The sequence below is a fragment of the Streptomyces beigongshangae genome (genome assembly GCF_019710745.1).
Taxonomy (GTDB): Bacteria; Actinomycetota; Actinomycetes; order Streptomycetales; family Streptomycetaceae; genus Streptomyces; species Streptomyces beigongshangae.
Genome location: NZ_JAHKJW010000001.1, coordinates 68,510 through 93,946 on the forward strand (window position 1 = coordinate 68,510; position 25,437 = coordinate 93,946).

Sequence of the window (25,437 nt, forward strand, 5' to 3'; positions counted from 1 at the left end):
TGGTTGCCGCTGTGGTGTCCTTCCGCACCTGCACCTTATCCACGGCGCGCGCCGCTCAACACCGGATCCCCGAGATCGTTTCACGCAAGGTGCGTACGTGATCCACACAGAGTGAGACGCGTGCACTCCAACTTCAGGAGGCGGCGGGGGCGTTGGGTCCGCCAGAGGTCTTGACAACCTTATTGGTCTGGACCACTTTGGGAGGTCGGCGGTGGCCACCGTGCTCGTTCTCCCCTCACCCCCACTCCCCCACTCCCCCACCGGAGGCCCCAGTGGACCGCGTACCAGGCATGCCCAGACACAGACGGACCTGGGCGGGCGCCCTCGCCGCCGTACTCGCCGCGTCCGTCCTCTCCCTCGCCGGTGCCGGCCAGGCCGCGGCCGCGGACGTCAACAACGCCAAGAACGCCGGCTTCGAGTCCGGGCTCACCGGCTGGACCTGTTCGGCGGGCAGCGGCGCCACCGTCTCCTCCCCCGTGCACGGAGGGGCGTCGGCCCTGAAGGCCACGCCGGCCGGGCAGGACAACGCCCGGTGCAGCCAGAGCGTCGCGGTGAAGCCCAACTCCAGGTACACCCTGAGCACATGGGTGCAGGGCGGGTACGCGTACCTCGGCGCGAGCGGCACGGGGACGACGGACGTGTCGACGTGGACCCCGGACTCCTCCTCCTGGAAGCAGCTGACGACGTCCTTCACGACGGGCGCGAACACCACGTCCGTGACCGTCTACACCCACGGCTGGTACGGGCAGGCGGCGTACTTCGCCGACGACCTGTCCGTGTTCGGGCCCGACGGGGGCGGTACGGGCGGCGACCCCGACCCGGTGGTACCGGCGACGCCCGCCGGCCTGAACGTGGCCTCCACGACCTCGTCCTCGGTCTCCCTCGCCTGGAACCCGGTGGCGGGCGCGAGCGGCTACAACGTCTACCGCGGCGGTACGAAGGTCGCCGCGGTGACCGGCACCTCGGCGACGGTCACCGGCCTGGCCGCCTCGACCTCGTACTCCTTCCAGGTCACCGCGACCAACACGGCCGGTGAGTCGGCGCGGTCGGCCACGGTCACCGGGACGACCAAGGCGTCCTCGGGCAACGGGGGCAACCTGCCGAAGCACGCGGTGACCGGCTACTGGCAGAACTTCAACAACGGCGCGGCCGTCCAGAAGATCTCCGACGTCCCGTCCCAGTACGACATCATCGCGGTGTCCTTCGCCGACGCCACGCCGACGCCCGGCGCCGTCACCTTCAACCTCGACTCGGCGGGGCTGAACGGCTACACGGTCGACCAGTTCAAGGCCGACGTGAAGGCCAAGCAGGCCGCGGGCAAGAAGGTGATCATCTCCATCGGCGGTGAGCTCGGCAGGGTGGCGGTGAACGACGCCGCCTCCGCGGCGAACTTCGCGAACTCCGTCCACTCGCTGATGCAGACGTACGGCTTCGACGGCGTCGACATCGACCTGGAGAACGGCCTCAACGCCACGTACATGACGCAGGCGCTGCGGTCCCTCTCGTCGAAGGCGGGCCCCTCGCTGATCATCACGATGGCGCCGCAGACGATCGACATGCAGTCGACGTCGAACTCCTACTTCCAGACGGCCCTGAACATCAAAGACATCCTCACGGTCGTCAACATGCAGTACTACAACAGCGGCTCGATGCTCGGCTGCGACGGCAAGGTGTACTCGCAGGGCTCGGTGGACTTCCTCACCGCCCTCGCCTGCATCCAGCTGGAGAACGGCCTGGCCCCGTCCCAGGTGGGCCTCGGCGTCCCGGCGTCGACCCGCGGCGCGGGCAGCGGGTACGTCTCCCCGTCGATCGTGAACAACGCCCTGGACTGCCTCGCCCGGGGCACGAACTGCGGTTCGTTCAAGCCGTCGCGGACCTACCCGGACCTGCGCGGCGCGATGACCTGGTCGACGAACTGGGACGCCACGGCCGGCAACGCGTGGTCGAACGCGGTCGGCCCGCACGTGCACGCGCTGCCGTAGCGGCGGCGGACGGCCGTCCCGCCGCACCGGTGCGGCGGGACGGCCGTCAGAAGAACTCCGACCACGGCTGGTCCCAGATCTGCTTCACGCACAGGACGACGAAGAGCAGGCCCGCGACCGTCAGCATGGCGTTGCTCAGGAGGCCGTTGCGCCACTCGGCCGGGGTGCGGGAGGAGTTGAGGAGCCAGACCAGGGTGAGGGCCAGGAAGGGGAGGAAGGCCGCGCCCAGGACCCCGTACAGGATGATCAGGCGGAACGGCTGGCCCTCGAAGAGCAGGATCATGGGCGGGAAGGTCAGCCAGAGCAGGTAGGCGCGGAAGGGCCAGGACCTCTCGTGGGTGCCGGACGCCACCTCCTCGCCGGACCCCGCCTTCTCGCCGGACCCCGCCTTCGTGCTCCCGCCCGCGGACGCGGCGGCCCGGTCCTTGCGGAAGCGTTCCACGAAGTCCGCGAACATCAGGCTCACGCCGTGCCAGACGCCGATGAGCGAGGTGAAGGACGTGGCGAAGAAGCCGATGAGGAAGAACTTGGCGGTCGCCGTGCCGTACTCGTCCTCCAGGATGTCGCCGAGCTGGACCAGGCCCTTGTCGCCGCTCGCGATGGCGACCTCGGAGGAGTGCAGGATCTCCGCCCCGACGAAGAGCATGGCGATGACGAAGACGCCGGTGGTGAGGTAGGCGACGCGGTTGTCGAGCCGCATCACCTTCATCCAGCCGGTGTTCGTCCAGCCCTTCGCGTTGACCCAGTAGCCGTACGCGGCCAGCGTGATCGTGCCGCCGACGCCGCCGATCAGGCCGAGCGTGTTGAGGATCGAATCCTTTTCGTCGGGCAGGACCGGCAGCAGGCCCGCGAACGCCTCGCCCAGGTTGGGCGTGACGCGGACCGCCAGATAGACCGTGACGACGAACATGACGCCCACCAGGACGGTCATGACCTTCTCGAACACCGCGTACTTGTTGAACCAGACGAAGACCAGGCCGACGAGACCGGTCAGGATGGCCCACCACTTCAGGTCCATGACGTCCGGGAACAAGGCTTGCAGGGGCAGGCCCGACGAGGACATGGCCGCCGCCCCGTAGACGAAGCCCCAGATGACCACGTACGCGACGAAGAACCACGACGTCCAGCGGCCGAGGCTCGCCCAGCCGTCGAAGAGCGTCCGGCCGGTGGACAGGTGCCAGCGGCCCGCCGCCTCGGCGAGGGAGATCTTGACCAGACAGCCGATGACGGCCGCCCACAGGAGGGTGTAGCCGAAGTTGGAGCCCGCGATCAGTGTGGCGACGAGGTCGCCCGCGCCCACGCCCGTCGCGGCGACCACGATGCCGGGGCCGATGTACTTCCAGCTGGATCTGCGGGATTCCGGGGCGCCGGAGGCCCCTTTCCCCGGGGGCCGTGACCCCGTTTCCGGCCCCGTCTCCGGTCCTGGCTCCCGTCCTGGTTCCCGTCCCGCCGTGCCTTCCGAGGTGTCCGCCATGCCGATCAAGAAAGCGTAAAGGGATCCGGGACACAAGAGGGCGCGCTTCGATCGGCACTCGATGTGCACAGCGTGTACTGCCTGTTCGAGGGGTGCCGAGGGACTTCGCGGGGCCGGGGAGGACGGCGCGATCCCGGCCTGTTCCCCGCACCGGCTTCCGGCTTTCCCTTGACCCGAACATGCCAGCACTCCACGATGAGCGCCACAACCCGCACACAGGGTCCCGCCGACGCCTCGGCGTCCCGGCGGCCGGCCCGGGCACGTCGCACCGATCCATCCCCGCTCCATCCCCACGCCTTCCGGTGATCCCGGAATTCTGGAGAAACAGGAGAATCCATGCGACTTCGCAGCAGAGGAAGCAGTGACGGAGGAAGCGGCGGCACACCCGCCGTGGTTCCCCCCGCCCGCCGGCGCGGTCGGCGCACCGCCGCCCTCGCCACCCTCCTCGCCCTGGCGCTCGCGGCGCCCGTCGCCGCCACGACCAGCGCGAGCGGCGCCCCCGGAGCGGCCCCCGCCGCCGGCTCCCCGGACGCGGACGAGATCCGCCAGTACGAGATCCACCTGCACGGCAGCACCTCGGCCACCCGTACGGCCATCGCGCGGACCGGGGTGTCGATCGACGAGGCCGACGAGGAGGGCGTCGTCGTCTCGGGCCGCGCGTCCCAGGCGGGGAAACTGCGGCGGCTCGGGTACGAGGTCTCGCTCCTCGGCGCCGCCCCGGACCGGTCGAGCGCCGCCGACGTGGGCGTCCTCGACTTCCCCTCCGCCGACTCGCGCTACCACAACTACGCCGAGATGAACACGGAGATCAGCCAGCGCCTGAGCGCCTACCCGTCCATCATGAGCAGGCGCGTGATCGGGAAGTCGTACCAGGGCCGGGACATCGTCGCCATCAAGATCAGCGACAACGTCGCCACCGACGAGTCCGAGCCCGAGGTGCTCTTCACCCACCACCAGCACGCGCGCGAGCACCTCACCGTGGAGATGGCGCTCTACCTGCTGCGCGAGCTGGGCGCCGGGTACGGCTCGGACTCCCGGATCACCAACATGGTGAACAACCGCGAGATCTGGATCCTCCCCGACCTCAACCCGGACGGCGGCGAGTACGACATCGCGACCGGCGCGTACCGCTCGTGGCGCAAGAACCGCCAGCCCAACACGGGCAGTTCGGCCGTCGGCACGGACCTGAACCGCAACTGGAACTACCGCTGGGGCTGCTGCGGCGGATCGTCCGGTTCCACGTCCTCCGAGACCTACCGGGGTCCGGCCGCCGAGTCGGCGCCCGAGGTGAAGGTCGTCGCCGACTTCGTGCGCAGCCGGGTCGTCGGCGGCACGCAGCAGATCAGGGCGGGGATCGACTTCCACACGTACAGCGAACTGGTGCTGTGGCCCTTCGGGTACACCACCGCGGACACCACGACCGGCATGACGGCGGACGACCGCAACGCCTTCGCCGCGGTCGGGCAGAAGATGGCCGCCAGCAACGGCTACACGCCGGAGCAGGCGAGCGACCTCTACATCACGGACGGGTCGATCGACGACTACCTGTGGGGCAGCCAGAAGATCTTCGGCTACACCTTCGAGATGTATCCGTCGTCCAGTGGCGGGGGCGGGTTCTACCCGCCCGACGAGGTCATCGAGCGGGAGACCTCGCGGAACCGGGATGCGGTGCTGCAGCTGCTGGAGAACGCGGACTGCATGTACCGGTCCATCGGGAAGGAGACGCAGTACTGCGGCTGAGCGGGGTAACCCGAGGTGTCTTGAGGTGTGTGGGGAACTGCGCGTCCGTCGTGGCTGATCGCGCAGTTCCCCGCACCCCTTACAGGGCGCTCGGTTCCGGGGCTTCCCCGTCCCCGGCCTCTTCGAAGTAGGTGTCCAGGACCTTGTCCAGGTCCGTCTCCCACTCCTTGAAGTCGGAGCGCGACTTCGCCTCGATCTCCAGGAAGTACCAGCGGCGGTCGGGTGTGTGCACCGTGATGGTGAAACGCTTCCCGAAGCGCGGGGACTCGGTCTCCACGGCGCCGATCTCGTCCCAGCGGAACTCGGCCTCCTGGTCGTCCAGGCGCAGCCGTACGCCGCTGTGGTCGGCGACGACCTTCGCGCGGCGGTCGGCGGCCTCGAAGACCGGGCCGCCGTCCGGGGCCGGCGCCTCCTCGGGCTCTCCGGACTCGTCGTCCGGCTCCTCCACGTCGGAGGGTTCCTGTTCCTCCTTCGTCGCCGGGCCGTCGGAGGCCGTCCCGTCCGGGACGGCCTCCTCGGCGGGCTCCTTCGGCTTCGCGGCGTCGGGCTCGGCGGGGCGCGGGCCCGTGATGCCGGGCACGAACGCCGGATCGACCGCGGCGCCTTGCAGGGGCGGGATGTTGGGTCCTATGCGCTGCTCCACAGCGGGCAGTATGGTCGACGATCCTGTGCCAGGAACAGTCGGGCTCCGCTTCGTCCCGCTACATCGTCATATGAAGATGCTGAGCAACGCCGCCACCGCGAAGCCCGCCACCGACAGCACCGTCTCCAGGACCGTCCACGACTTGAGGGTGTCGCGTTCCGAGATGCCGAAGTACTTGGCGACGATCCAGAAACCGCCGTCGTTGACGTGCGAGGCGAAGATCGAGCCCGCCGAGATCGCCATGATGACCAGCGCCAGATGGGCCTGGGAGAGGTCCTGGCCCTCGACGAGCGGGACGACGATGCCGGCGGTGGTGACGATGGCGACCGTCGCCGAACCCTGGGCGACCCGCAGGACGACGGAGATCAGCCAGGCCAGCACGATGACCGGCAGCCCGACGTCGTTGAAGGTGTCGGCGAGCGCGTCGGCGATGCCCGAGCCCTTGAGGACGGCGCCGAAGACGCCGCCCGCGCCGACGACCAGCAGGATGTTGCCGACCGGCTTGAGGGACGAGGTGGACACCGTCTCCAGCGACTTGCGGGACCAGCCGCGCCGGATGCCCAGCAGGTAGTAGGCCATCAGCAGCGCGATCGTCAGCGCGACGAAGGGGTGCCCGAAGAACTCGATGACCGAGCGCGGCGTCGAGGGGTCCAGCGTGATCGAGGAGAAGGTCGCGGCGAGGATCAGCAGCAGCGGCGTGCCGATGATGAGGAAGACGGTGGGGAGCGGGACGGGCTGCTCGGCGTAGTCCTCGGGGCCGGCGGTCACGACGGTGCCGGTGCCTGCGCCGGTTCCCTTGCCGGTGCCGGTAGCGTTCGCGGCTCCCGCCGAGCGGGCCGCGGCGCGGCGCGCGGCCCGCTCCTCGGCGACGGCGGCCTTCGCCTCGTCGGCCGCCTCCAGCATGTCCTGCGGTACGGGGACGAAGATGCGCCGGCCGATCCAGGCGGCGTACGCCCAGGCGGCGAGCACGGCCGGGACGCCGACGACGACGCCCATCAGGATGACCCAGCCGAGGTCGACGTCGAACAGGCCGGCGGCGGCGACCGGGCCGGGGTGCGGCGGCAGGAACGCGTGGGTCATCGACAGGCCCGCGAGCAGCGGCATGCAGTAGAGCAGGATCGACTTGCCGGAGCGCTTGGCGGCGGCGTACACGATCGGCGCGAGCACGAAGATGCCGACGTCGAAGAAGACCGGGATGCCGAAGATGAGGCCGGTCAGGCCCATGGCGAGCGGGGCGCGCTTCTCACCGAAGAGGTTGAGCAGACGGGTGGAGAGCGCTTCCGCGCCGCCCGACACCTCCAGGATCGCGCCGAGCATCGTGCCGAGGCCGATGATGATCGCGACGTGGCCCAGGATGCCGCCCATGCCCGACTCGATCATCGAGACCGAGGCCGAGCGCTGGACGGTGCCGAAGAGTTCGGTGACGGAGAGGCCGGCCGAGAGGCCGACGGCTATGGAGACGGCCAGCAGGGCGACGAACGGCTGGAGCCTGACCTTGATGATCAGGACGAGCAGCAGCACGATGCCGAGGGCCGCGACGGTCAGCAGGCCCGCGGTGCCGTCCAGGAGGAGGAGCAGGCCGCCTGTGTGGGGTGGGGTCTCCGGGGCCGGTGTCGCGGCAAGGAGGGATGACATGGGAGGGCCTCTTCTTCGAAGCATGGGGTTTCGGGCAGGGGGTATTGCCGTGCGTCCTGCGGGGGGGTGGGGAGAGGGGGATGCGTCGTGTCCGGCCGGAGGCGCGTTTCCCGCGCCCCCGGAGGGGCGCGGGGCGGGGCTCAGCCGTCCAGGACCGCCAGCGCGTCGATCTCGATCAGCAGGCCCGCCGGGAGGCCCACGTAGACGGTGGTGCGGGCCGCGGGGGGCGCGGTCAGGCCCTGCTCCTCGAAGTACGCGTTGTAGATCGCGTTCATCTCGGCGAAGTGGTCGACGTCCGTGAGGTAGACGCGGATCATCATCGCGTCGTCCCAGGAGGCGCCGCCCTCTTCGAGGATGGCCCTGACGTTGGCGAGCGTCTGGAGGGTCTGCTCGCGCAGGGTCGGCCCCGCGGGCGTCGGCGGCCGGCCCTCGACGGCGGGCAGGAAGCCCACCTGGCCCGCGACCTGGAGGATGTTGCCCTTCCGGACGCCGTGCGAGAACTTCGCCGGCGGGGTGGTGTGGGTCTTCGGGGTGAGGGCGGTCTTGTCGGTCATGGGCCGGCTTCCTTCGTCGGGGTCTTGCCTGAGTACTCGCCGCTGATGGCGTCCGCGGTACGGCGGACCAGTGGCAGCAGGGTGAGGAGTTCGTCCGCGCCGACGACGACGTTCGGGGCGGAGACGGACATGGCCGCGACGACCCGCCCGTCGGCGCCGCGGACGGGTGCGGCGACGCAGTTGATGGACTCCTCGTGGCCGCCGAGGTCGGTGGCCCAGCCCTGTTCGCGCACCTTGTCCAGCTCCCGCAGGAAGGCGGGGGCGCTGGGGGTCGAACGGGACGTGTACATGGGGTAGTCGAGCTTCTCCGCGAGGGCGCGGCGCTCCGGCTCGGGGAGGTCGGCCAGCAGCAGCTTGGCCACGGCGGCGACCGTGATGGCGACGGGTTTGCCGATCCGCGAGTACATGCGCACCGGGTAGCGGCTGTCGACCTTGTCGATGTAGAGCACCTCGCCGTCCTCGTGCACGGCGAGGTGGACGGTGTGACCGCAGCTCTCGTTGAGGCGTACGAGGTGGGGGTGGGCGATCTCGCGGACGTCGAGGTTCTCCACGGCCTCCTGGGCGAGCGCGAAGAGGCGGGCGCCCAGGCGGTAGCGCTGGTCGGACTGGCGGTAGACCAGGCCGTGTTCGTGGAGCGTGCGCAGCAGGCGCAGGGCGGTGGACTTGTGGACGCCGAGGCGGTCGGCGACCTGTCCCAGGTCGGCGGGGCCTTCCGCGAGCAGCGGCAGGATGCTCAGCGCGCGGTCGACGGTCTGGCTCATGGGGTGGGTACCTCCTCCTGGGCCCGGTCTGCGGCGTTCGTCCAGCCGGGGCCGAGTCGCAGTCTCCCCCACGCGTCGTCGTCCAGGGCGGCGAGGCGGTCGGCGTGGGCGCGTGAGGGGGGTGCGGCGAGGTCGCCGGGGGCGGTGAGGGCGGCCGCGGCCATGAGGTGGCCGTGGCGGAGGCGGTGGGCCGGGGGGAGGGCGCGGAGGGTCGCCGACAGGAAGCCGGCCGCGAAGGCGTCGCCCGCGCCGACGGGGGCGACCACGTCCACCTCGAGCGCCGGGGCGTAGGTGACCGTGTCGTGGCGCGGGTGCGTATCCGGCTGCCGGTCCCCGGGGGCCTGCGCCTCGAACAGCGTCGCGCCCGCGCTGCCGCTCTTGACCACCAGGGCGCGGGGTTCCGGGAGGGCCTCGCGGATCGCTTCCGGGCCGCCCGTGACACCCCAGGCCGCCTCCGCCTCGTCCTCGCCGACGAAGACCAGGTCCGCGGCGCGGGCCAGTGCGAGGAGGGTGGTGCCCGCCGTGGCCGGGTCGGGCCAGAGGCCCTCGCGGTGGTTCACGTCGAAGGAGATCAGGGGGCGGCCGGGGCGGGGGGCGGTGAGTGCCCTCAGGAGGGCCAGGCAGTCCTGCGAGAGGGCTGCCGTGATGCCGGAGAGGTGCAGGACGCGGCCCGAGTCGAGCGCTGCCAGGTCGACGGTCGCCGGGGCCATCGCCGAGGCCGCCGAGCCCTTGCGGTAGTACGCCACCTCGTGGGCGTCCGTGGAGCGGTCGCCGGCCGTGCGGAAGTAGACGCCGGTGGGGCGGGCGGGATCGCGGCGTACGGCCGAGGTGTCGACCCCGTACGAGCCGATGGTCTCGACGAGGTGGTCGCCGAAGCCGTCGGCCCCGACCCGGCCGACCCACTTCACGGTGTGCCCCGCGGCCGCCAGCGCGCAGGCCACGTTGGACTCCGCGCCCCCGATCGCGCGCTCGAAGGACGGTACGTCGGCGAGGCGGCCCGGGCGGGAGGGGAGGAACGTGACCATGGACTCGCCGAGGGTGACGACCTCCGCGTCGGCCGGGGGGCGCGTGGCGTCGTCGGACGGTCCGGTGGGGGTCACGATGGCTGGGGCTCCTTGCGCTGCGGGTCCGGGCGGTTCCGTTGACCCGGCGTTGGGCGAGATGTTAGACAGCAGTAAGCGCGCTACGCAATGCCTGTTGCACAGATTGCAACAGAGCTGATCAGGGAGGTCTTATGGCTGCCGACTCCGGCGCGGAACGTCTTGCCTCGCTCGCGGACGAGCGGGTCGACCACCGTTTCAAGGGCCTCCCGCCCGACGCCGAGGGCCTGACCGTCGGCGAGCTGGCCGCCCAGCGGCGCAATCTGTTCAGCGGGGGGTTCACCACCCCGGTGCTGGCCCTGTCCGCCGAACGCCTCGAACACAATCTGCGGCTCATGAGGACGTACGCGGAGCGCCACGGCCTCGCCTTCGCGCCGCACGGCAAGACCTCGATGGCCCCCCGGCTCTTCCACCGGCAGATCGAGCACGGCGCCTGGGGCATCACCCTCGCCGTGCCGCACCAGGTGCGGGTGGCGCGGGCGTTCGGCGTCCGGCGGATCTTCCTCGCCAACGAGCTGGTCGACCCGGCCGCCCTCGCCTGGGTCTCCGCACAGCTCACCGCCGACCCCGGCTTCCGGTTCATCTGTTACGTCGACTCGGTGCGCGGGGTCGAGCTGATGGACGCCGCGCTGCGCGGGGGCTCCCGGCCGGTGGACGTCGTCGTGGAGCTGGGCGCGGGCGAGGGGGCCCGGACCGGTGCGCGCACGGAGGCGGAGTGCGCCGCCGTCGCGGACGCCGTGGCCGGCACGGACACGCTGCGGCTGGTGGGGGTCGCGGGGTACGAGGGCGAGGTGCCGGACGCCGACCCGCAGCGGGTGCGGGCGTGGCTGCGGCGGCTGACCGCCCTGGCCGTGGACTTCGACAAGGCGGGGCGGTTCGGCCTGGCCGGGGTGGACGAGATCGTGGTGAGCGCGGGCGGCAGCGCCTGGTTCGACGCGGTGGCGGACGTCTTCGCCGAGCTGCCCGGGCTGTCGCTGCCGGTGCTGAAGCTGCTGCGCTCGGGGGCGTACGTCTCGCACGACGACGGGCACTACCGCGAGGTGACGCCCTTCGTCCGGATCCCCGAGGAGGGCGCCCTGCACCCCGCCTTCCGGCTCTGGGCGCAGGTCGTCTCCCGGCCGTCGGCCGGGCAGGCCTTCGCGAACGCCGGCAAGCGCGACGCGGCGTACGACCTGGACCTGCCCGAGGCGCAGGTGGTGCGGACGGCGGAGGGCGAGCGGCCGGCGGACGGCGTCACCGTCGCCTCCCTCTCCGACCAGCACACCTGGATCCGTACGGACGAGGGCGTCGGGCTGCGGGTGGGCGACTGGGTGGGGATGGGGCTCTCGCACCCCTGCACCGCGTTCGACAAGTGGCAGCTGATCCCGCTCGTCGAGCGGGACGGCACGGTCGTCGACTACATCCGCACCTACTTCTAGGAGCACGCCATGATGGATCTCGTCATCCGTGACGTGGACGTCGTCGACGGCGGTGGGGGCCCCTCCTACCGGGCCGACGTGGGCATCGAGGGCGGCCGGATCACGGCCGTGGTGCAGGAGGCGGCCGCCGCCGGGTGCCAGCGGCCGGTCGCCCGGCGCGTGCTGGACGCCGAGGGTCTCGTGCTGACCCCGGGCTTCATCGACATGCACGCGCACAGCGACCTCGCCCTGCTGCGGGACCCCGACCACAGCGCGAAGGCGGCCCAGGGCGTCACGCTGGAGGTCATCGGGCAGGACGGGCTGTCCTACGCGCCGGTGGACGACCGCACGCTCCCCGAGGTCCGCAAGGCGATCACCGGCTGGAACGGCGGCGGGGACGACATCGACTTCACCTGGCGGTCGGTGGGCGAGTACCTGGACCGCCTGGACCACGGCTTCGACGGCGAGGGCATCGCCGTGAACGCCGCCTACCTGATCCCGCAGGGCGCCGTGCGCATGCTGGCCGTCGGCTGGGACGACCGCGGGGCGACGCCGGAGGAGCTGGACCGGATGCGGCGGCTGGTCGCCGACGGGATGCGGGAGGGCGCGGTCGGCATGTCGTCCGGCCTCACGTACACCCCCGGCATGTACGCCGGGGACGCCGAGCTGACGGAGCTGTGCCGGGTGGTCGCGGAGTACGGCGGCTACTACTGCCCGCACCACCGCTCGTACGGGGCCGGCGCCCTGGACGCCTACCGGGAGATGGTGGACCTGACGCGCGAGGCCGGCTGCGCCCTCCACCTCGCGCACGCCACCATGAACTTCGGCGTGAACAAGGGGAAGGGCGCCGACCTGCTGGCACTCGTCGACGAGGCGCTCGCGGGCGGGGCGGACATCAGCCTGGACACCTATCCGTACACCCCCGGCTGTACGACGCTCGTGGCGCTGCTGCCCAGCTGGGCGGGCGAGGGCGGTCCGGCGGCGGTCCTCGACCGGCTGCGGGACGGGGACACCGCCGAGCGGATCCGCCACCACATGGAGGTGGTGGGGTCGGACGGGTGCCACGGTGTGCCGGTGGAGTGGGAGACCATCGAGATCTCGGGCGTGACCGACCAGGCGCTCGCGTCCTACGTGGGCCGCACGGTCCGGGAGTCGGCGGACGCGCGCGGCGAGGCCCCCTGGACCGTCGCCCGCAGGCTGCTGCTCGACGACGGGCTCGGCTCGACGATCCTCCAGCACGTGGGCCACGAGGAGAACGTACGGACGATCATGCGGCACCGCGTCCACACCGGCGGCTCGGACGGCATCCTCCAGGGCGACAAGCCGCACCCGCGCGCGTACGGCACGTTCCCGCAGTACCTCGGCCGGTACGTGCGGGAGCTGGGCGTCCTCGGTCTGGAGGAGTGCGTCGCCCACCTCACCTCACGGCCCGCGGCCCGGCTGCGGCTGCCCGACCGGGGCCTGGTCCGCGAGGGCTACCGCGCCGACCTGGTCCTCCTCGACCCGCGGACGGTCGCCGCGGGCGCGACCTTCGACGCCCCCCGCACGCTGCCGACCGGCATCCCGCACGTCCTGATCGACGGCCGGTTCGTCATCGAGGACGGCCGCCGGACGGATGTGCTGGCGGGACGGGCGGTCCGCCGCACCACCGGCTGACCGCCCGCCGCCGGCCGGTCACGGCTTGGGCAGGGTGCAGCCGCTCGCGCTCAGGTCGAGCTTGCTGTCGAGGCCGAAGCAGGCGGGGATCTGGTAGGTCTGCTGGCCGTAGTTGATGCCGGCGCGGACGGTGACGGTGCCGTTCGCGTCGACCTCGCAGGGGTTGTTCTCGGTGCAGCGTCCGCCGTCCTCGTTGCCGGTGTTGTTGACGGCGACGACGTCGCCGGTGGCGTCGTCGATCACGGGCGAGCCGGAGGTGCCGCCGACGGTCCGGCAGGCGGAGGTGTAGCGGACCGAGTCCTTCCAGGTCCAGCCGCCCTCCTTGAGGCGGTGGGCGAAGCCGTCTATGGCGCAGCTGTAGGTGCGCTTCCAGTAGCCGGAGACGACCGTGATGGCCCGGCCGGCGGCCGGGCGGCTGTCGTCCAGCGTCAGCGGGCTGATCCCGTACGAGCTCCTGATCTGCCCGTACGTGGTGGTGAGCTGGTAGAGCGAGACGTCCGTGTCGGTCATCGTGGCATATGTGATCTTGCTGGCGCGGAGGGTGGCGACGCGGGTGCCGGCGGCGTTCAGCAGGCCGAAGGTGCGGCTGGAGGCCCGGTCGACGATGACCTGGCCGGCGGCCGGGAAGCCGGTCTCCAGACAGTGGCCGTTCGACATCACCAGCGCCGGGTCGTCGTCCTGCGAGTCCGGGAGGCGCACGACGGAGCCGGAGCAGTTGCTGAGCGAGACGGTGCCGGCGAAGGTGACGGCCGCCGGTTCCGCGGCGACCGACGGCTCCGCGGCGGCCGCCGGTGCCGCCAGGCCCGTCCCGGCGGTCACCAGGGCTCCGAGCACGGCAAGGAGAGGCTTCTTCATGTGGGGGTCCCCTCGTACGACGCGAGCGGCCGGAGGTCTTCCGGCGGCTTCTCGTATGGCTTCACGCATGGGTTCACGTTTTGTCATGCGCATTGTGAGGCGACCGACCCACCCCGACAAGAACCCGAATCAAGCCGCCCGCACCCGCGAAGCGCGCGGGGCCGCGAGGCGGCCGGGCGCCGGGCACCCGCCCCGCACGTCTCACGTGGCGGGAAACACTCCGCGCGAACCACGGCCCGGCCGTAAGCTCGCGGGCATGCAGGTGATCCAGTCGACCAAGCTCGCCAACGTCTGTTACGAGATCCGGGGCCCGGTGCTCGAGGAGGCGATGCGGCTGGAAGCGGCAGGTCATCGCATCCTGAAGCTGAACACCGGCAACCCCGCCGCGTTCGGCTTCGACTGCCCGCCGGAGATCCTGGAGGACATCCTCCGCAACGTCTCCTCCGCGCACGGGTACGGCGACGCGAAGGGCCTGCTCGCGGCGCGCCGGGCCGTGGTCATGCACAACCAGACCCTCGGCATCGAGACGGACGTCGAGCACGTCTTCATCGGCAACGGCGTGTCCGAGCTGATCGTGATGGCGATGCAGGGCCTGCTGGACGACGGCGACGAGGTGCTCGTACCGGCGCCGGACTACCCCCTGTGGACCGCCGCCGTCTCCCTCTCCGGCGGCACCGCCGTGCACTACCGCTGCGACGAGCAGTCCGACTGGATGCCCGATCTCGCCGACGTGGAGCGGAAGGTCACCGACCGCACCAAGGCGATCGTGATCATCAACCCGAACAACCCGACCGGCGCGGTCTACGACGAGGCGATGCTGCGCGGGCTCACCGACATCGCCCGCCGCCACAACCTGCTGGTCTGCTCGGACGAGATCTACGACAAGATCCTGTACGACGAGGCCGTGCACACCCCGACCGCCAAGGTCGCCCCGGACCTGCTGACGCTCACCTTCAACGGCATGTCGAAGGCGTACCGCGTGGCCGGGTACCGGGTCGGCTGGATGGCGATCTCGGGACCCCGGGCGCACGCCGACTCGTACATCGAGGGGCTGACGATCCTCGCCAACATGCGGCTGTGCGCGAACATGCCCGGCCAGCACGGTGTGGTCGCCGCCCTCAGCGGCCGCCAGACCGTCAAGGACCTCGTGCTCCCCGGCGGGCGGCTGCGGGAGCAGCGGGACGTGGCGCACGCGCTGCTGACGCAGATCCCGGGTGTGACGTGCGTGAAGCCGAAGGGGGCGCTCTACCTCTTCCCGCGCCTGGACCCGAAGGTCTTCAAGATCAAGGACGACCGGCGGATGGTGCTGGACCTGCTGCGGACCGAGAAGATCATGGTGGTGCAGGGCACCGGCTTCAACTGGCCGGAACCGGACCACTTCCGGGTCGTCACCCTGCCCACGGCGCGGGACCTGACGGACGCGGTGACACGGATCGGCACCTTCCTGGACGGGTACGGGCAGAGCTGACGCGGGTGGGGTGCGCGGCGGTCCGGAATCACTTCCCGAGCCTGCGCAACTTTAGACGAAATCCAAGCTAGGATGGCTTCCTGTCAGGACACAGGAGGCCATCTCCCATGTACGAACCGATACGCACCAAGTCGGTGCACTCGATGGCCGGCACCGCCGACTTCCCCCACCGGTCGCGCGAGGAGGAGCTGGACATCCAGCTCGCCGGTCATCTGGCGGCACTGCTCACGGTCACGGACGAGCTCCGTGGTCTCGAACCGTCCGCCGAGCTCGACGCCGCCGCGGAGCGGCTGGCCGAGCAGGTGACCCGGCTGCGCGGCGGGCGTCCGCCGGTCCGTGCGGCCGTCGCCGCGAGCGAGGGCGCGGCACTGCCCGTGGGACTGCACCGGCGGGCGCACGCGCTCGCCGGCCGCGCTCTCGTCGTCGCGGCGTCCCGTGCGGACACGGCGGTCGCGATCCTGGCCGCCGAGCGCATGGACGCGCACACGGCGGCCGTCGGGACGGCCGTCACGGCACCGGCGCTCAGCGCTCACTGAACCGCCCCCCCTCGGAGCCTCCGGGCTCCTCCGATCGGCCCCGGCCCGCGCGTACCCGCAGCGACGTGCGGGCCGGGCGCCCCGCGCATCGGGAAGGGCCGCACCCTGTCGGGGTGCGGCCCTTCCCGATGCGCGTCCGTCGTTCGCCGTGCGGGCCGGTGGGGCCTGTCGCGCGATCCCCCGCGCCCCTGGGAGCCCTGGCCTAGCCCAGGCGCTTCACCAGCGCCCGGTACTCGTCCCAGAGTTCCGCCGGCGTGTGGTCGCCGAACGTGTTCAGGTGGTCCGGCACCAGCGCCGCCTCCTCGCGCCAGACCTCCGTGTCGACCGTGAGGAGGAAGTCCAGCTCGGCCTCGGAGAGGTCGAGTCCCTCCGTGTCGAGGGCGCCCTTCGCCGGCAGCACGCCGATCGGGGTCTCGACCCCCTCGGCCCGTCCGTCCAGCCGGTCCACGATCCACTTCAGGACCCGGCTGTTCTCGCCGAAGCCGGGCCACACGAACGCGCCCTCGTCGTTCTTGCGGAACCAGTTGACGTAGTAGATCCTCGGGAGCTTCGTGCGGTCCCTGCCCTTGGCGACGTCGATCCAGTGGCCCATGTAGTCGCCCATGTTGTAGCCGCAGAACGGCAGCATGGCGAACGGGTCGCGGCGCAGCTCACCGACCTTGCCCTCGGCGGCGGCGGTCTTCTCGGAGGCGACGTTCGCGCCGAGGAAGACGCCGTGGTTCCAGTCGAAGGACTCCGTCACCAGCGGGACGGCCGTGGCGCGGCGCCCGCCGAAGAGGATCGCGGAGATCGGCACACCCCGGGGGTCCTCCCACTCGGGCGCGATGATCGGGCACTGGGCGGCGGGGACCGTGAAGCGGGCGTTCGGGTGGGCGGCGGGGGTGCCCGACTCCGGCGTCCAGTCGTTGCCCTTCCAGTCCGTGAGGTGGGCCGGGGCCTCCTCCGTCATGCCCTCCCACCAGACGTCGCCCTCGTCGGTCAGGGCGACGTTCGTGAAGACGGAGTTGCCCCACAGCGTCTTCATCGCGTTGGCGTTGGTGTGCTCACCGGTGCCGGGCGCGACCCCGAAGAAACCGGCCTCGGGGTTGATGGCGTACAGGCGTCCGTCCTCGCCGAAGCGCATCCAGGCGATGTCGTCGCCGATGGTCTCCACGGTCCAGCCGCGGACCGTGGGCTCCAGCATCGCGAGGTTCGTCTTGCCGCAGGCGCTGGGGAAGGCGGCGGCCACGTACTTCGGCTCCCCCTGCGGGGGCGTGAGCTTCAGGATCAGCATGTGCTCGGCCAGCCAGCCCTCGTCACGGGCCATGACGGAGGCGATGCGCAGCGCGTAGCACTTCTTGCCGAGCAGCGCGTTGCCGCCGTAGCCGGAGCCGTACGACCAGATCTCACGGGTCTCCGGGAAGTGGGAGATGTACTTCGTGGAGTTGCAGGGCCACGGCACGTCGGCCTCGCCCTCGGCCAGCGGCGCCCCGAGCGTGTGCACGGCACGCACGAAGAATCCGTCGGAGCCGAGTTCGTCCAGGACCGGCCGTCCCATCCGGGTCATGGTGCGCATGGAGACGGCCACGTACGCCGAGTCGGTGATCTCCACACCGATGGCGGAGAGGTCGGAGCCCAGGGGTCCCATGCAGAACGGGACGACGTACATCGTCCGGCCGCGCATCGAGCCGCGGAAGATCCCCCCGTTGCCCTCCTTGCCCTGGAAGACCTCCCGCATCTCGGCGGGGTCCTTCCAGTGGTTGGTCGGGCCGGCGTCCTCCTCCTTCTCGGAGCAGATGAACGTGCGGTCCTCCACCCGGGCGACGTCGGAGGGGTCGGAGGCCGCGTAGTACGAGTTCGGGCGCAGCACCGGGTCGAGCTTCCGGAAGGTGCCCTTGCGGACGAGCTCCTCGCTCAGCCGCTCGTACTCGGCCTCCGAACCGTCACACCAGACCACGCTGTCCGGCTGCGTCAGTTCGGCGATCTCGTTGACCCACGAGACCAGTTCCTTGTGGGTGGTGGGGACGGTGGTCGAAGGGGGAGCCGCGATATCGCGCGCCACGATCGCTCCTAGATGAGGGGTTTTTGTTTTGGGTGCCCCGTGGGGGCCGCGACCCGGATGCTTCACATGACCGGCCCGCACCGGGTCCTTCCGGTGCATATCGATCTCCTTGGCGCTCATCCGGTGCCGACCGCACTCATTTGATCATCCGACGGCTGCGCGCATATGTCCAGAGGACCTCACACTTGAGCGGCGTGAGCATCACCACTTGTCGCCGGATGTGTACAAAGTGCCACCTCTGTCCACCGGGCACCGCCTCCCGACACGCGCCGGACACCGGACGCCCGACGACGCCCTCACGGGGGGAGCGGCACGTAACCTACGGTTCCGTAGGTACGATGGTCGGTATGACTGCGCCCAGTTCCGACGCCTCTACGGACACGCCTGTCGTCGACCGTGTCGCCGAAGCGCTCTCCCTGCCGCACCCGGTGAAACCGCACCTGCGCGGGTGGCTGCACGCCGGGATGTTCCCGGTCGTCCTCGTCTCCGGCCTGGTGCTGACCGTCCTCGCCGACTCGGCCCGGGCCCGCGCCTCCTGCGCGGTCTTCGTGCTGACGGCCTGTCTGCTGTTCGGGGTCAGCGCGATCTACCACCGCGGTACGTGGAGCCCGCGCATGGACGGTGTCCTGCGAAGACTCGACCACGCGAACATCTTCCTCATCATCGCGGGCTCGTACACACCGCTGACCATGCTGCTGCTCCCGGAGAGCAAGGGCCGCTGGCTCCTGTGGGGCATCTGGTGCGCCGCGATCGCGGGCATCGCCTTCCGCGTCTTCTGGATCGGCGCGCCGCGCTGGCTCTACACCCCCTGCTACATCGCGATGGGCTGGGCGGCGGTCTTCTTCCTCCCCGACTTCATGCGGACCGGCGGCGTCGCCGTCCTGGTCCTCGTGATCGTGGGCGGGCTGCTCTACAGCGCGGGCGGCGTGATCTACGCGCTGAAGCGGCCCGACCCGTCACCGCGGTGGTTCGGCTTCCACGAGGTCTTCCACTCGCTGACCCTCGCGGCGTTCATCGCGCACTACATCGCCATCTCGATGGTGGCGTACCGGTACGAGTGACCACGGCGGTCTCCCGCCCCTCCTCCTCCCTCTTCTCCCCTTCCCCCTCCCCCTCCCCCTCCTCCGGCCCCTGCCCTGCCCTGCCCTGCCCGCAACGGCCCCACCGCACGGCGCGGTGGGGCTCTTCCGTGCGGTCCTCCGCGGGCCTGCCCCCATGGCATCCTGACCCGGTGAACGGACCCGAGATCCATGTCGACTTCGCCCCCGGGCTGCGGGTGTTCGTCCCGCACGGACGCCGGTCGGGAGCCACGCCGGTCGCCACCGACGGCTCCTCCACGCTCGGCCATGTCGTCGAGTCGCTCGGCGTTCCGCTGACCGAGGTCGGCGGGCTCGTGGTGGACGGGCGCGCGGTGGCCGTCTCCCACGTACCGCTCGCGGGCGAGTCCGTCTCGGTACGGGCGGTCCCGCGGCCGCAGCGGGTGCCGGGCGCCCCGCTGCGGTTCCTGCTCGACGTCCACCTGGGCACGCTGGCCCGCCGGCTGCGGCTGCTCGGTGTCGACGCGGCGTACGAGTCCCTGGACATCGGTGACCCCGCGCTGGCCACGAGGTCCGCGGCCGAGCGGCGGGTGATGCTCAGCCGGGACCGGGGACTGCTGCGGCGGCGGGAGCTGTGGGCCGGGGCGTTCGTCTACAGCACACGGCCGGACGAACAGCTGCGGGACGTACTGGGACGGTTCGCGCCGCCGCTGCGGCCGTGGAGCCGGTGCACCGCGTGCAACGGGGTGCTGCGGGCGGCCTCGAAGGACGAGATCGCCGGGCAGCTCGAAGGGGGGACGCGGCGGTCGTACGACGTGTTCGCGCGGTGCGGGGAGTGCGGGCGGGCGTACTGGCGGGGAGCCCACCACGCGCAGCTCGAAGGGATCGTCGGGCGGGCCCTCGCGGAGTTCGGCTCCGAGGACTCCGAGAGCTCCGAGGACTCCGAGGAGGCTCCTCTCGGGTTGGGTTCCGGGAGCTCCGGGGATCCGGCGTGAGGTGTAAGAGCACGGGGATGCGGGGGGCGCGATCGGCGCCCCCCGTTCAGCGTCCCAGTGCCGCCCGGAGGCGGTCGGTCTCGGTCGTCGGGGCGTCGCAGGTGAAGTGACGGCAGACGTACGCGGTCGGTTCACCGCCGACCAGTGACCGGCCCGCGAGCAACGGCAGTTCGCCGCTGTCCGGGGTGCCCACGGCGACGACCGCACCGGGTGCGGTGGCGAGCAGGGCGGCGCGGTGCAGCTCCCTGGTGGCCGGGTCGTCGGCCGGTCCGACGACGGCCACCTCGCGCGGCCCGTCGAGCTGCGCCTCGGCGGTGGCCAGACCCCAGCCGACGAACCGCGGGGCGCGCGGGCCGAGCGCCTTCACCACGCCCAGCGCCCGTTCCGCGGTACGGCGGTGGGTCTCGGAGCCCGTCTGCGCCGCGTAGCTCAGCAGGGCTCCGGCAGCGGCGCTCCAGCCGGAGGGTGTCGCGTTGTCCGTCGGGTCCTGCGGGCGCCGGATCAGCTTCTCGGCGTCGACCGCCGTGTCGTACAGCGCGCCCGACTCCTCGTCGGTGAACCGGGTGAGGACGTGGTCGAGCAGGAAGCCGGCGAAGTCCAGCCAGACGCCCTCGCCGGTCACCGCGGCCAGCGCGAGGAAGCCCTCCGCGACGTCCGCGTAGTCCTCCAGCACGCCCGCGTGGGCGCCGGCCCGGCCGTCCTTGCTGGTCCGGGCGAGACGCGCCTGCTCGTCCAGGTGCAGGCGAACGAGCAGGTCGGCCGCGCCGAGCGCCGCGTCGACCAGGTCGGGCCGGTCGAAGTACGCGCCGGTCTCGGCCAGCGCGGCGATCGCCAGGCCGTTCCAGGCGGCGACGACCTTGTCGTCCCGGCCGGGGGCGGGGCGGCCGTCGCGCGCATCCTTCAGCCGGGCCTTGACGGACGCGATGCGCGCGGCGTCGGACACGCCCCCGCGCTGCGGCAGCTGCAGGACGGAGGCGCCTTCCTCGAAGGTGCCCTCCTCGGACACCCCGAAGTAGTCGGCGGCCAGTGCCGCGTCCTGCTCGCCGAGCACCTCGCGCAGCTCCTCCGGCGTCCACACGTAGTAGGCGCCCTCGACGTGCCGGCCCGTGCCGTCGTCGCTGTCGGCGTCGAGCGCGGAGGCGAACCCGCCCTCGGCCGTGCGCAGTTCCCGGACCATGAAGTCGGCGGTCTCCAGGGCGACCCGGCGGGCCAGGTCGGAGCCGGTGGCCCGCCACAGGTGCGCGTACACCCGGCACAGGAGCGCGTTGTCGTAGAGCATCTTCTCGAAGTGGGGCACGACCCACTCGCGGTCGACGGAGTAGCGGGCGAAGCCGCCGCCGAGCTGGTCGTAGATACCGCCCCGGGCCATCCGCTCGCAGGTGTCGGCGGCCATCTGGAGTGCGCCCTCGGCGCCGGTGCGCGCGTGGTGCCGGAGCAGGAACTCGACGGCCATGGACGGCGGGAACTTGGGCGCCCCGCCGAAGCCGCCGTACGTGGCGTCGTAGTCGCGGGTGAGCCCGAGCAGCGCCTGCGAGAGCTCCTCCTCGCCGGGCAGCCGCGCGTCGCCGAAGCCGAACTCGCGGCCGGCGAGGTCGCGCGCGATCTTCCCGGCGACCTCGGCGACCTCGTCCCGCCGGTCGGTCCACGCGCTGCGCACGCCTTCGAGGACCTGCCGGAAGGAGGGGCTGCCGTGCCGGGGCTCGGGCGGGAAGTAGGTGCCGAAGTAGAACGGCTCGGCGTCGGCCGTGAGGAAGACGGTCATGGGCCAGCCGCCCTGTCCGGTGGCCGCCTGCACGGCTTCCATGTAGACCGCGTCGACGTCGGGCCGCTCCTCCCGGTCGACCTTGACGCTGACGAAGTGCGCGTTGAGGTAGTCGGCGGTCTCCTGGTCCTCGAAGGACTCGTGCGCCATGACGTGGCACCAGTGGCAACTGCTGTACCCGACGCTCAGCAGGACGGGCCTGCCGGTCCTGCGCGCCTCCTCGAACGCCTCCTCCGACCAGGGCCACCAGTGGACGGGGTTGTCGGCGTGCTGCAGGAGGTAGGGGGACGTCTCGTCGGCCAGTCGGTTCGGCATGGGATCCATCCTGCCGCAGTACCCGCGGGCCGGCACGGATCACAGGAACGCGCGCCGGATTCCCGGAACGGGTGCCGGGCCCTCCGGGACGGATCGACGCCGTACGCGGCGGATCACCGGGGCGGGGCGCGGGTAGGTAAGGGGTCCGGGTCGTTCGGGTGGGCGTGGGCATGCCATAGGTGGAGCCGGAGGCTCTCTCGCCTTCCCCGGTCGTCCGCAGGACACTCGACCAGGACAGCCGTTGCCGGCGGAGGGGGACGCGAGATGCGGGGGAACCACCGGGCGGAGGCCGAACGGCTGCTGGTCCGGGCCGTGGAGGAGGAGGTCCGGCGGTCCGGCGGGCGGGTCGACGCGAACGTGCTGCTGTCGCGGGCGCGGGCCGCGCTGGACACCATGGCGCAGACGGCCGCCGAGGAGTACGAGGCATACACGAAGGCCATGGACGAGGCGGAGGCCGGCCGGCTGACCTTCGGGCAGCGCTACGCGCGCGAGGGTGCCGGAACCCCCCTGCTGGTGGCGGCCGCCGCAGCGCTCGCGGCCGTGCTGGCCGACCTGGCGCTCGGCACCGGCGCGGGTACGGCGATGGGCGCCGGCGCGGTCGTCGGCGTCGTCGGCGCGGCCACGACGGTGGCGAAGGTGACCGCCTCCCACCTGCCGGCCGCGAGCCGCCGGGCGGGAGCCCTGGGCCGGCCCGGCGGCCCCGAGCAGCTGCGCCTGGCCTGGCTGACCGCCCTGGAGGTCCGCGGGGTCCGGCCGTTCTTCGACCAGCAGCGTGTGTACAACGCCGCCACCGGGGCGAAGAAGGGCGCGCCCCAGCTCCGCCGCACGGACAAGAGCGCGGCGGCCCGCCGGCGCAGCGTCCTGGAGCGGTCCTTCGGCCGGCTTCCCGAACCGGACGGCCCGTTCGCCGGTCGCCGGCCGGAGCTGCGGCAGATCACGCACTGGGTGCACGCGGCCCGCGCGAGCACCGAGACCCGGCCGACGGTGGTCGTGCTGCACGGCGCGCCGGGCTCCGGCCGCAGCACGCTCGCCGTCCGCGCCGCGCACGAACTGAAGGACCAGTTCCGCGGCGCGTGCGTGGTGGACCTGCGCGGCGACAGCCCGGAGGAGCCGCCGCTGACCACCCGCGACGCACTGCTCCACCTGCTGAACCGGCTGGGCGCGCCCCGTGAGCAGCTCCTGTTCCGGGAGCGTTCCGCGCCGGACCAGCAGGTCCGGCGGCTCGCCGAGCTGTACCACCAGCATCTGACCGGCCTGCCCGTGACGATCGTCCTGGAGGACGCGGGCGACGCGGAGCAGGTCCGCACGCTCGTGCCGGAGCGCTCCGACAGCCTCGTCCTCGTCACCGCCCGCAAGCCGCTGGAGCTGCCCGCCGACCTCCCCGCCTGGGTGCACCAGCTCGCGGTGGAGCCCCTGGCGGCGCCGGGCGCCGAGGAACTCCTGAAGGCGTCCGCCCGGGACGACTCGGCCCCGTACGACGCCGAGGCCGCGGACGAGGTACGGGAGCTGTGCGGCGGGCTCCCGCTGGCGCTGCGTATCGCGGGCTCGTCCCTCGGCCCGCGCACACCGCGCCGGCTCGCCGCGGACCTGGCGGCGTACGGCCCGGTCGAGCCGGTCGAACGAGCACTGTGGCTGCGCTACACCGACCAGTCGGAGCAGGCACGGCGGCTGCTGCGGCGGCTCGCCCTGGCGGGCCGCGCCTCGCTCGGCACCGCCGCCGCGGCCGCCCTGCTCGCGGCGGACGAGCCGGAGGCGACCCGTCATCTGGAGGCACTCTCCCGCGCGGGCCTGCTCGACCGCGTACGCGGCAGCCGTTACCGCCTGCACGATCTCGTACGCGCCTTCGCGCAGGCCCGGCTGCACGACGAGGAGGAACCGGCCGAGCGCACGGCCGCCCAGGAGCGCCTCATCGTCAACTACGGCGAGCTCGCGGACTCGGTGATCCGCCTGGTCGACGGCAAGACGTCCACCCGCGCGGACACGTCCTTCCAGTCGAGCACGGTCGGACCGCACGGGTTCACCTCGCTGGAGTCGGCCCTGCGCTGGCTGGACGACGAGTCGAGCTTCATCACGGCGGCCCTGCGGCACGCGGAGGGGGTGAACCAGGAGGCGGTGCTCAACCTCCTGGGCGCGCTGTGCGACTACTGCCTGCTGCGCGGCGACCTCTACCGCCTGGGCGAGATCAGCGAGCTGGCGCAGGCCGTCGACCAGGGACTGCTCGTGCGCTCGGTCCAGTGGCGCACGGGTATCGCGGCACGCCAGCTCGGCGAGCTCGACAAGGCCCGTACGACGCTGACGTCGGTCGTCGACCTCTACTTCGAGGCCCATCACGACGCGGGCGCGGCCCGGGCACTGTGCTCGCTCGGCATCACCCTGCACCACCAGGGCAATCTGACCGAGGCCGCGGTGAAGCTCCAGGAGGCCCTGGACCTGCAGGCGTCCCCCGCCCTGGCGGCCGACCGCGCCTGGACGATGCACGCCCTGGCGGGCGTGGAGCGGGACCGGGCGAGGCTGCGCGAGTCCCTGGACCTCCTCACCCGGGCCCTGGTCCTGCACCGCGAGGGCGAGTCCGTGCACGGCGAGGCGTGGGCCCACTTCCAGCTCGGCCAGCTGGGTCTGCGCATGGGGGACGTGCCGCGCGCCGAGTCCGAACTGCGCGCCGCCCTCGACCTGTACGGCCGGACGCGCGACGCCCGCGGCGAGGCATGGGCGCTGACCCAGCTGGCCCGGGCCCGGCTGGTCGACGGCGACCCGTCCGCCGCCGTGGACGGCCTGCGCCAGGCGGCCTCCCGCCACCGTGAGAACGAGGACTCCCGGGGCGAGGCGTGGACGGTGTACTACCTGGGCCAGGCGCTGGAGGAGACGGGCGACCTCGACCGGGCGGTCCGTGAGCTGGAGCGGTCCCGGACGATGTTCTCGCGCATCCGCGACGTCTACGGTCTGGCGTGCGCCCGCCACCACTCGGCCCGGGTGACGCGCGACCAGCGGGCCGCGCAGACCGGCTCGCTCCGCAACTCGGGCTTCGCCCGCCAGCTCCTGGTGGACGCGCGCGCCGACTTCCACCGGATCGGCGTCGCCCACGGGGAGGCGTGGACCTGCCTGGAACTGGCGGTGGTGGACGCGGGCAACGCCCGTACGCAGCCCGCGCTGGCCCTGTGCGACGAGGCGACCGCGCTCTTCGCCTCCTACGGCGACCGGCGCGGCGAGGACTGGGCCCGCTTCCTGCGCTGCACGCTGCTGCCGTACGCCTCCCCCGGCGGCGTCGAGGTGGGCACGGCCGTCGCCCAGGAGGAGCTGTCCCAGCTGTCCCGCACGGGCCACCCGGCCCGCGACGGAAAACTGGACGACTGCATCGAGGCGTACCAGCTGCTCCTCGAACGGGGGGCGGACCTGGAGTCCGGCTGGCGGGCCTGGCGCCTGGGAATGGTCCCGAACCGCCACGCGCGGGAGGTCATGGGAGTGGCGGTCCCGGCACCGCGCGCGTGA

The 25,437-nt window shown here is 72.1% G+C and carries 18 protein-coding genes; 9 read left to right on the forward strand and 9 right to left on the reverse strand.

From position 1 onward, the window contains the following. Window positions 1–290 precede the first annotated feature (290 nt). The gene (locus tag KM933_RS00325) at window positions 291–1,982 is read left to right on the forward strand and encodes a chitinase (RefSeq protein WP_221347691.1); all 1,692 of its coding nucleotides are present in this window, start codon (window positions 291–293) and stop codon (window positions 1,980–1,982) included. Window positions 1,983–2,028: 46 nt separating this feature from the next. On the opposite strand, the gene KM933_RS00330 is transcribed toward KM933_RS00325, so the two are convergent. Continuing rightward, entirely contained in the window at window positions 2,029–3,456 is a 1,428-nt protein-coding gene (locus KM933_RS00330) for an Nramp family divalent metal transporter (RefSeq protein WP_221347692.1), read from the reverse strand. A 336-nt stretch (window positions 3,457–3,792) separates the two neighbouring features. Here KM933_RS00330 and KM933_RS00335 point away from each other — a divergent pair, with 336 nt between their 5' ends. Then, entirely contained in the window at window positions 3,793–5,196 is a 1,404-nt protein-coding gene (locus KM933_RS00335) for a M14 family metallopeptidase (protein WP_221347693.1), read from the forward strand. A 79-nt stretch (window positions 5,197–5,275) separates the two neighbouring features. Here KM933_RS00335 and KM933_RS00340 read toward each other — a convergent pair whose 3' ends face one another. The 5 genes from KM933_RS00340 to KM933_RS00360 all read right to left on the reverse strand — a co-directional run bounded on the left by KM933_RS00340 (window position 5,276) and on the right by KM933_RS00360 (window position 9,814). Next, window positions 5,276–5,839, reverse strand: a complete 564-nt coding sequence (locus KM933_RS00340) for a hypothetical protein (protein ID WP_221347694.1) — start codon at window positions 5,837–5,839, stop codon at window positions 5,276–5,278. Between the two features lie 66 nt (window positions 5,840–5,905). Continuing rightward, window positions 5,906–7,474, reverse strand: coding sequence for a GntP family permease (locus KM933_RS00345; RefSeq protein WP_221347695.1), 1,569 nt, complete (start codon window positions 7,472–7,474; stop codon window positions 5,906–5,908). A gap of 140 nt (window positions 7,475–7,614) precedes the next feature. After that, on the reverse strand, window positions 7,615–8,028 hold the full coding sequence (locus KM933_RS00350) for a RidA family protein (protein ID WP_221347696.1): 414 nt from the start codon (window positions 8,026–8,028) through the stop codon (window positions 7,615–7,617). Then, window positions 8,025–8,789, reverse strand: coding sequence for an IclR family transcriptional regulator (locus KM933_RS00355; protein ID WP_221347697.1), 765 nt, complete (start codon window positions 8,787–8,789; stop codon window positions 8,025–8,027). Before KM933_RS00355 ends, KM933_RS00350 begins: the two co-directional genes overlap by 4 nt. Further along, window positions 8,786–9,814: a sugar kinase gene (locus tag KM933_RS00360; protein WP_260332867.1), complete on the reverse strand. Its 1,029-nt coding sequence runs from the start codon at window positions 9,812–9,814 to the stop codon at window positions 8,786–8,788. Before KM933_RS00360 ends, KM933_RS00355 begins: the two co-directional genes overlap by 4 nt. Before the next feature lie 209 nt (window positions 9,815–10,023). Here KM933_RS00360 and KM933_RS00365 point away from each other — a divergent pair, with 209 nt between their 5' ends. Then, window positions 10,024–11,307 (forward strand): amino acid deaminase, encoded by a 1,284-nt coding sequence (locus tag KM933_RS00365; RefSeq protein ID WP_221347698.1) that lies wholly within the window; start codon window positions 10,024–10,026, stop codon window positions 11,305–11,307. A gap of 9 nt (window positions 11,308–11,316) precedes the next feature. Continuing rightward, entirely contained in the window at window positions 11,317–12,942 is a 1,626-nt protein-coding gene (locus KM933_RS00370) for an N-acyl-D-amino-acid deacylase family protein (protein ID WP_221347699.1), read from the forward strand. 18 nt (window positions 12,943–12,960) lie between these two features. Here the strand turns inward: KM933_RS00370 and KM933_RS00375 are convergent, their stop codons facing one another. Beyond that, a complete protein-coding gene (locus tag KM933_RS00375) occupies window positions 12,961–13,797 on the reverse strand; it encodes a S1 family peptidase (protein WP_221347700.1) in 837 nt (278 codons plus the stop codon). Window positions 13,798–14,053: 256 nt separating this feature from the next. Between KM933_RS00375 and KM933_RS00380 the strand changes: the two genes are divergently transcribed. Both KM933_RS00380 and KM933_RS00385 read left to right on the forward strand, forming a co-directional pair. Further along, window positions 14,054–15,265, forward strand: a complete 1,212-nt coding sequence (locus tag KM933_RS00380) for a pyridoxal phosphate-dependent aminotransferase (protein ID WP_221347701.1) — start codon at window positions 14,054–14,056, stop codon at window positions 15,263–15,265. 107 nt (window positions 15,266–15,372) lie between these two features. Then, window positions 15,373–15,801, forward strand: a complete 429-nt coding sequence (locus tag KM933_RS00385) for an SCO4983 family protein (protein ID WP_221347702.1) — start codon at window positions 15,373–15,375, stop codon at window positions 15,799–15,801. A 202-nt stretch (window positions 15,802–16,003) separates the two neighbouring features. Here KM933_RS00385 and KM933_RS00390 read toward each other — a convergent pair whose 3' ends face one another. Next, entirely contained in the window at window positions 16,004–17,842 is a 1,839-nt protein-coding gene (locus KM933_RS00390; RefSeq protein ID WP_221347703.1) for a phosphoenolpyruvate carboxykinase (GTP), read from the reverse strand. A gap of 347 nt (window positions 17,843–18,189) precedes the next feature. Between KM933_RS00390 and trhA the strand changes: the two genes are divergently transcribed. Together trhA and KM933_RS00400 are read left to right on the forward strand one after the other, a co-directional pair. Continuing rightward, a complete protein-coding gene (gene trhA / locus KM933_RS00395) occupies window positions 18,190–18,903 on the forward strand; it encodes a PAQR family membrane homeostasis protein TrhA (protein ID WP_221347704.1) in 714 nt (237 codons plus the stop codon). Window positions 18,904–19,073: 170 nt separating this feature from the next. Next, a complete protein-coding gene (locus KM933_RS00400; protein WP_221347705.1) occupies window positions 19,074–19,874 on the forward strand; it encodes a Mut7-C RNAse domain-containing protein in 801 nt (266 codons plus the stop codon). 46 nt (window positions 19,875–19,920) lie between these two features. On the opposite strand, the gene KM933_RS00405 is transcribed toward KM933_RS00400, so the two are convergent. Beyond that, entirely contained in the window at window positions 19,921–21,951 is a 2,031-nt protein-coding gene (locus KM933_RS00405; RefSeq protein ID WP_221347706.1) for a thioredoxin domain-containing protein, read from the reverse strand. 264 nt (window positions 21,952–22,215) lie between these two features. Here KM933_RS00405 and KM933_RS00410 point away from each other — a divergent pair, with 264 nt between their 5' ends. Continuing rightward, the gene (locus KM933_RS00410) at window positions 22,216–25,437 is read left to right on the forward strand and encodes a tetratricopeptide repeat protein (RefSeq protein ID WP_221347707.1); all 3,222 of its coding nucleotides are present in this window, start codon (window positions 22,216–22,218) and stop codon (window positions 25,435–25,437) included.

Coding starts and splice junctions, on each gene's coding strand:
- KM933_RS00360 (WP_260332867.1), bottom strand. CDS start 9,814: ATGGTCACGTTCCTCCCCTCCCGCCCGGGCCGCCTCGCCGACGTACCG.
- KM933_RS00355 (WP_221347697.1), bottom strand. CDS start 8,789: ATGAGCCAGACCGTCGACCGCGCGCTGAGCATCCTGCCGCTGCTCGCG.
- KM933_RS00375 (WP_221347700.1), bottom strand. CDS start 13,797: ATGAAGAAGCCTCTCCTTGCCGTGCTCGGAGCCCTGGTGACCGCCGGG.
- KM933_RS00385 (WP_221347702.1), top strand. CDS start 15,373: ATGTACGAACCGATACGCACCAAGTCGGTGCACTCGATGGCCGGCACC.
- KM933_RS00380 (WP_221347701.1), top strand. CDS start 14,054: ATGCAGGTGATCCAGTCGACCAAGCTCGCCAACGTCTGTTACGAGATC.
- KM933_RS00410 (WP_221347707.1), top strand. CDS start 22,216: ATGCGGGGGAACCACCGGGCGGAGGCCGAACGGCTGCTGGTCCGGGCC.
- KM933_RS00350 (WP_221347696.1), bottom strand. CDS start 8,028: ATGACCGACAAGACCGCCCTCACCCCGAAGACCCACACCACCCCGCCG.
- KM933_RS00335 (WP_221347693.1), top strand. CDS start 3,793: ATGCGACTTCGCAGCAGAGGAAGCAGTGACGGAGGAAGCGGCGGCACA.
- KM933_RS00370 (WP_221347699.1), top strand. CDS start 11,317: ATGATGGATCTCGTCATCCGTGACGTGGACGTCGTCGACGGCGGTGGG.
- trhA (WP_221347704.1), top strand. CDS start 18,190: ATGACTGCGCCCAGTTCCGACGCCTCTACGGACACGCCTGTCGTCGAC.
- KM933_RS00325 (WP_221347691.1), top strand. CDS start 291: ATGCCCAGACACAGACGGACCTGGGCGGGCGCCCTCGCCGCCGTACTC.
- KM933_RS00330 (WP_221347692.1), bottom strand. CDS start 3,456: ATGGCGGACACCTCGGAAGGCACGGCGGGACGGGAACCAGGACGGGAG.
- KM933_RS00345 (WP_221347695.1), bottom strand. CDS start 7,474: ATGTCATCCCTCCTTGCCGCGACACCGGCCCCGGAGACCCCACCCCAC.
- KM933_RS00405 (WP_221347706.1), bottom strand. CDS start 21,951: ATGCCGAACCGACTGGCCGACGAGACGTCCCCCTACCTCCTGCAGCAC.
- KM933_RS00365 (WP_221347698.1), top strand. CDS start 10,024: ATGGCTGCCGACTCCGGCGCGGAACGTCTTGCCTCGCTCGCGGACGAG.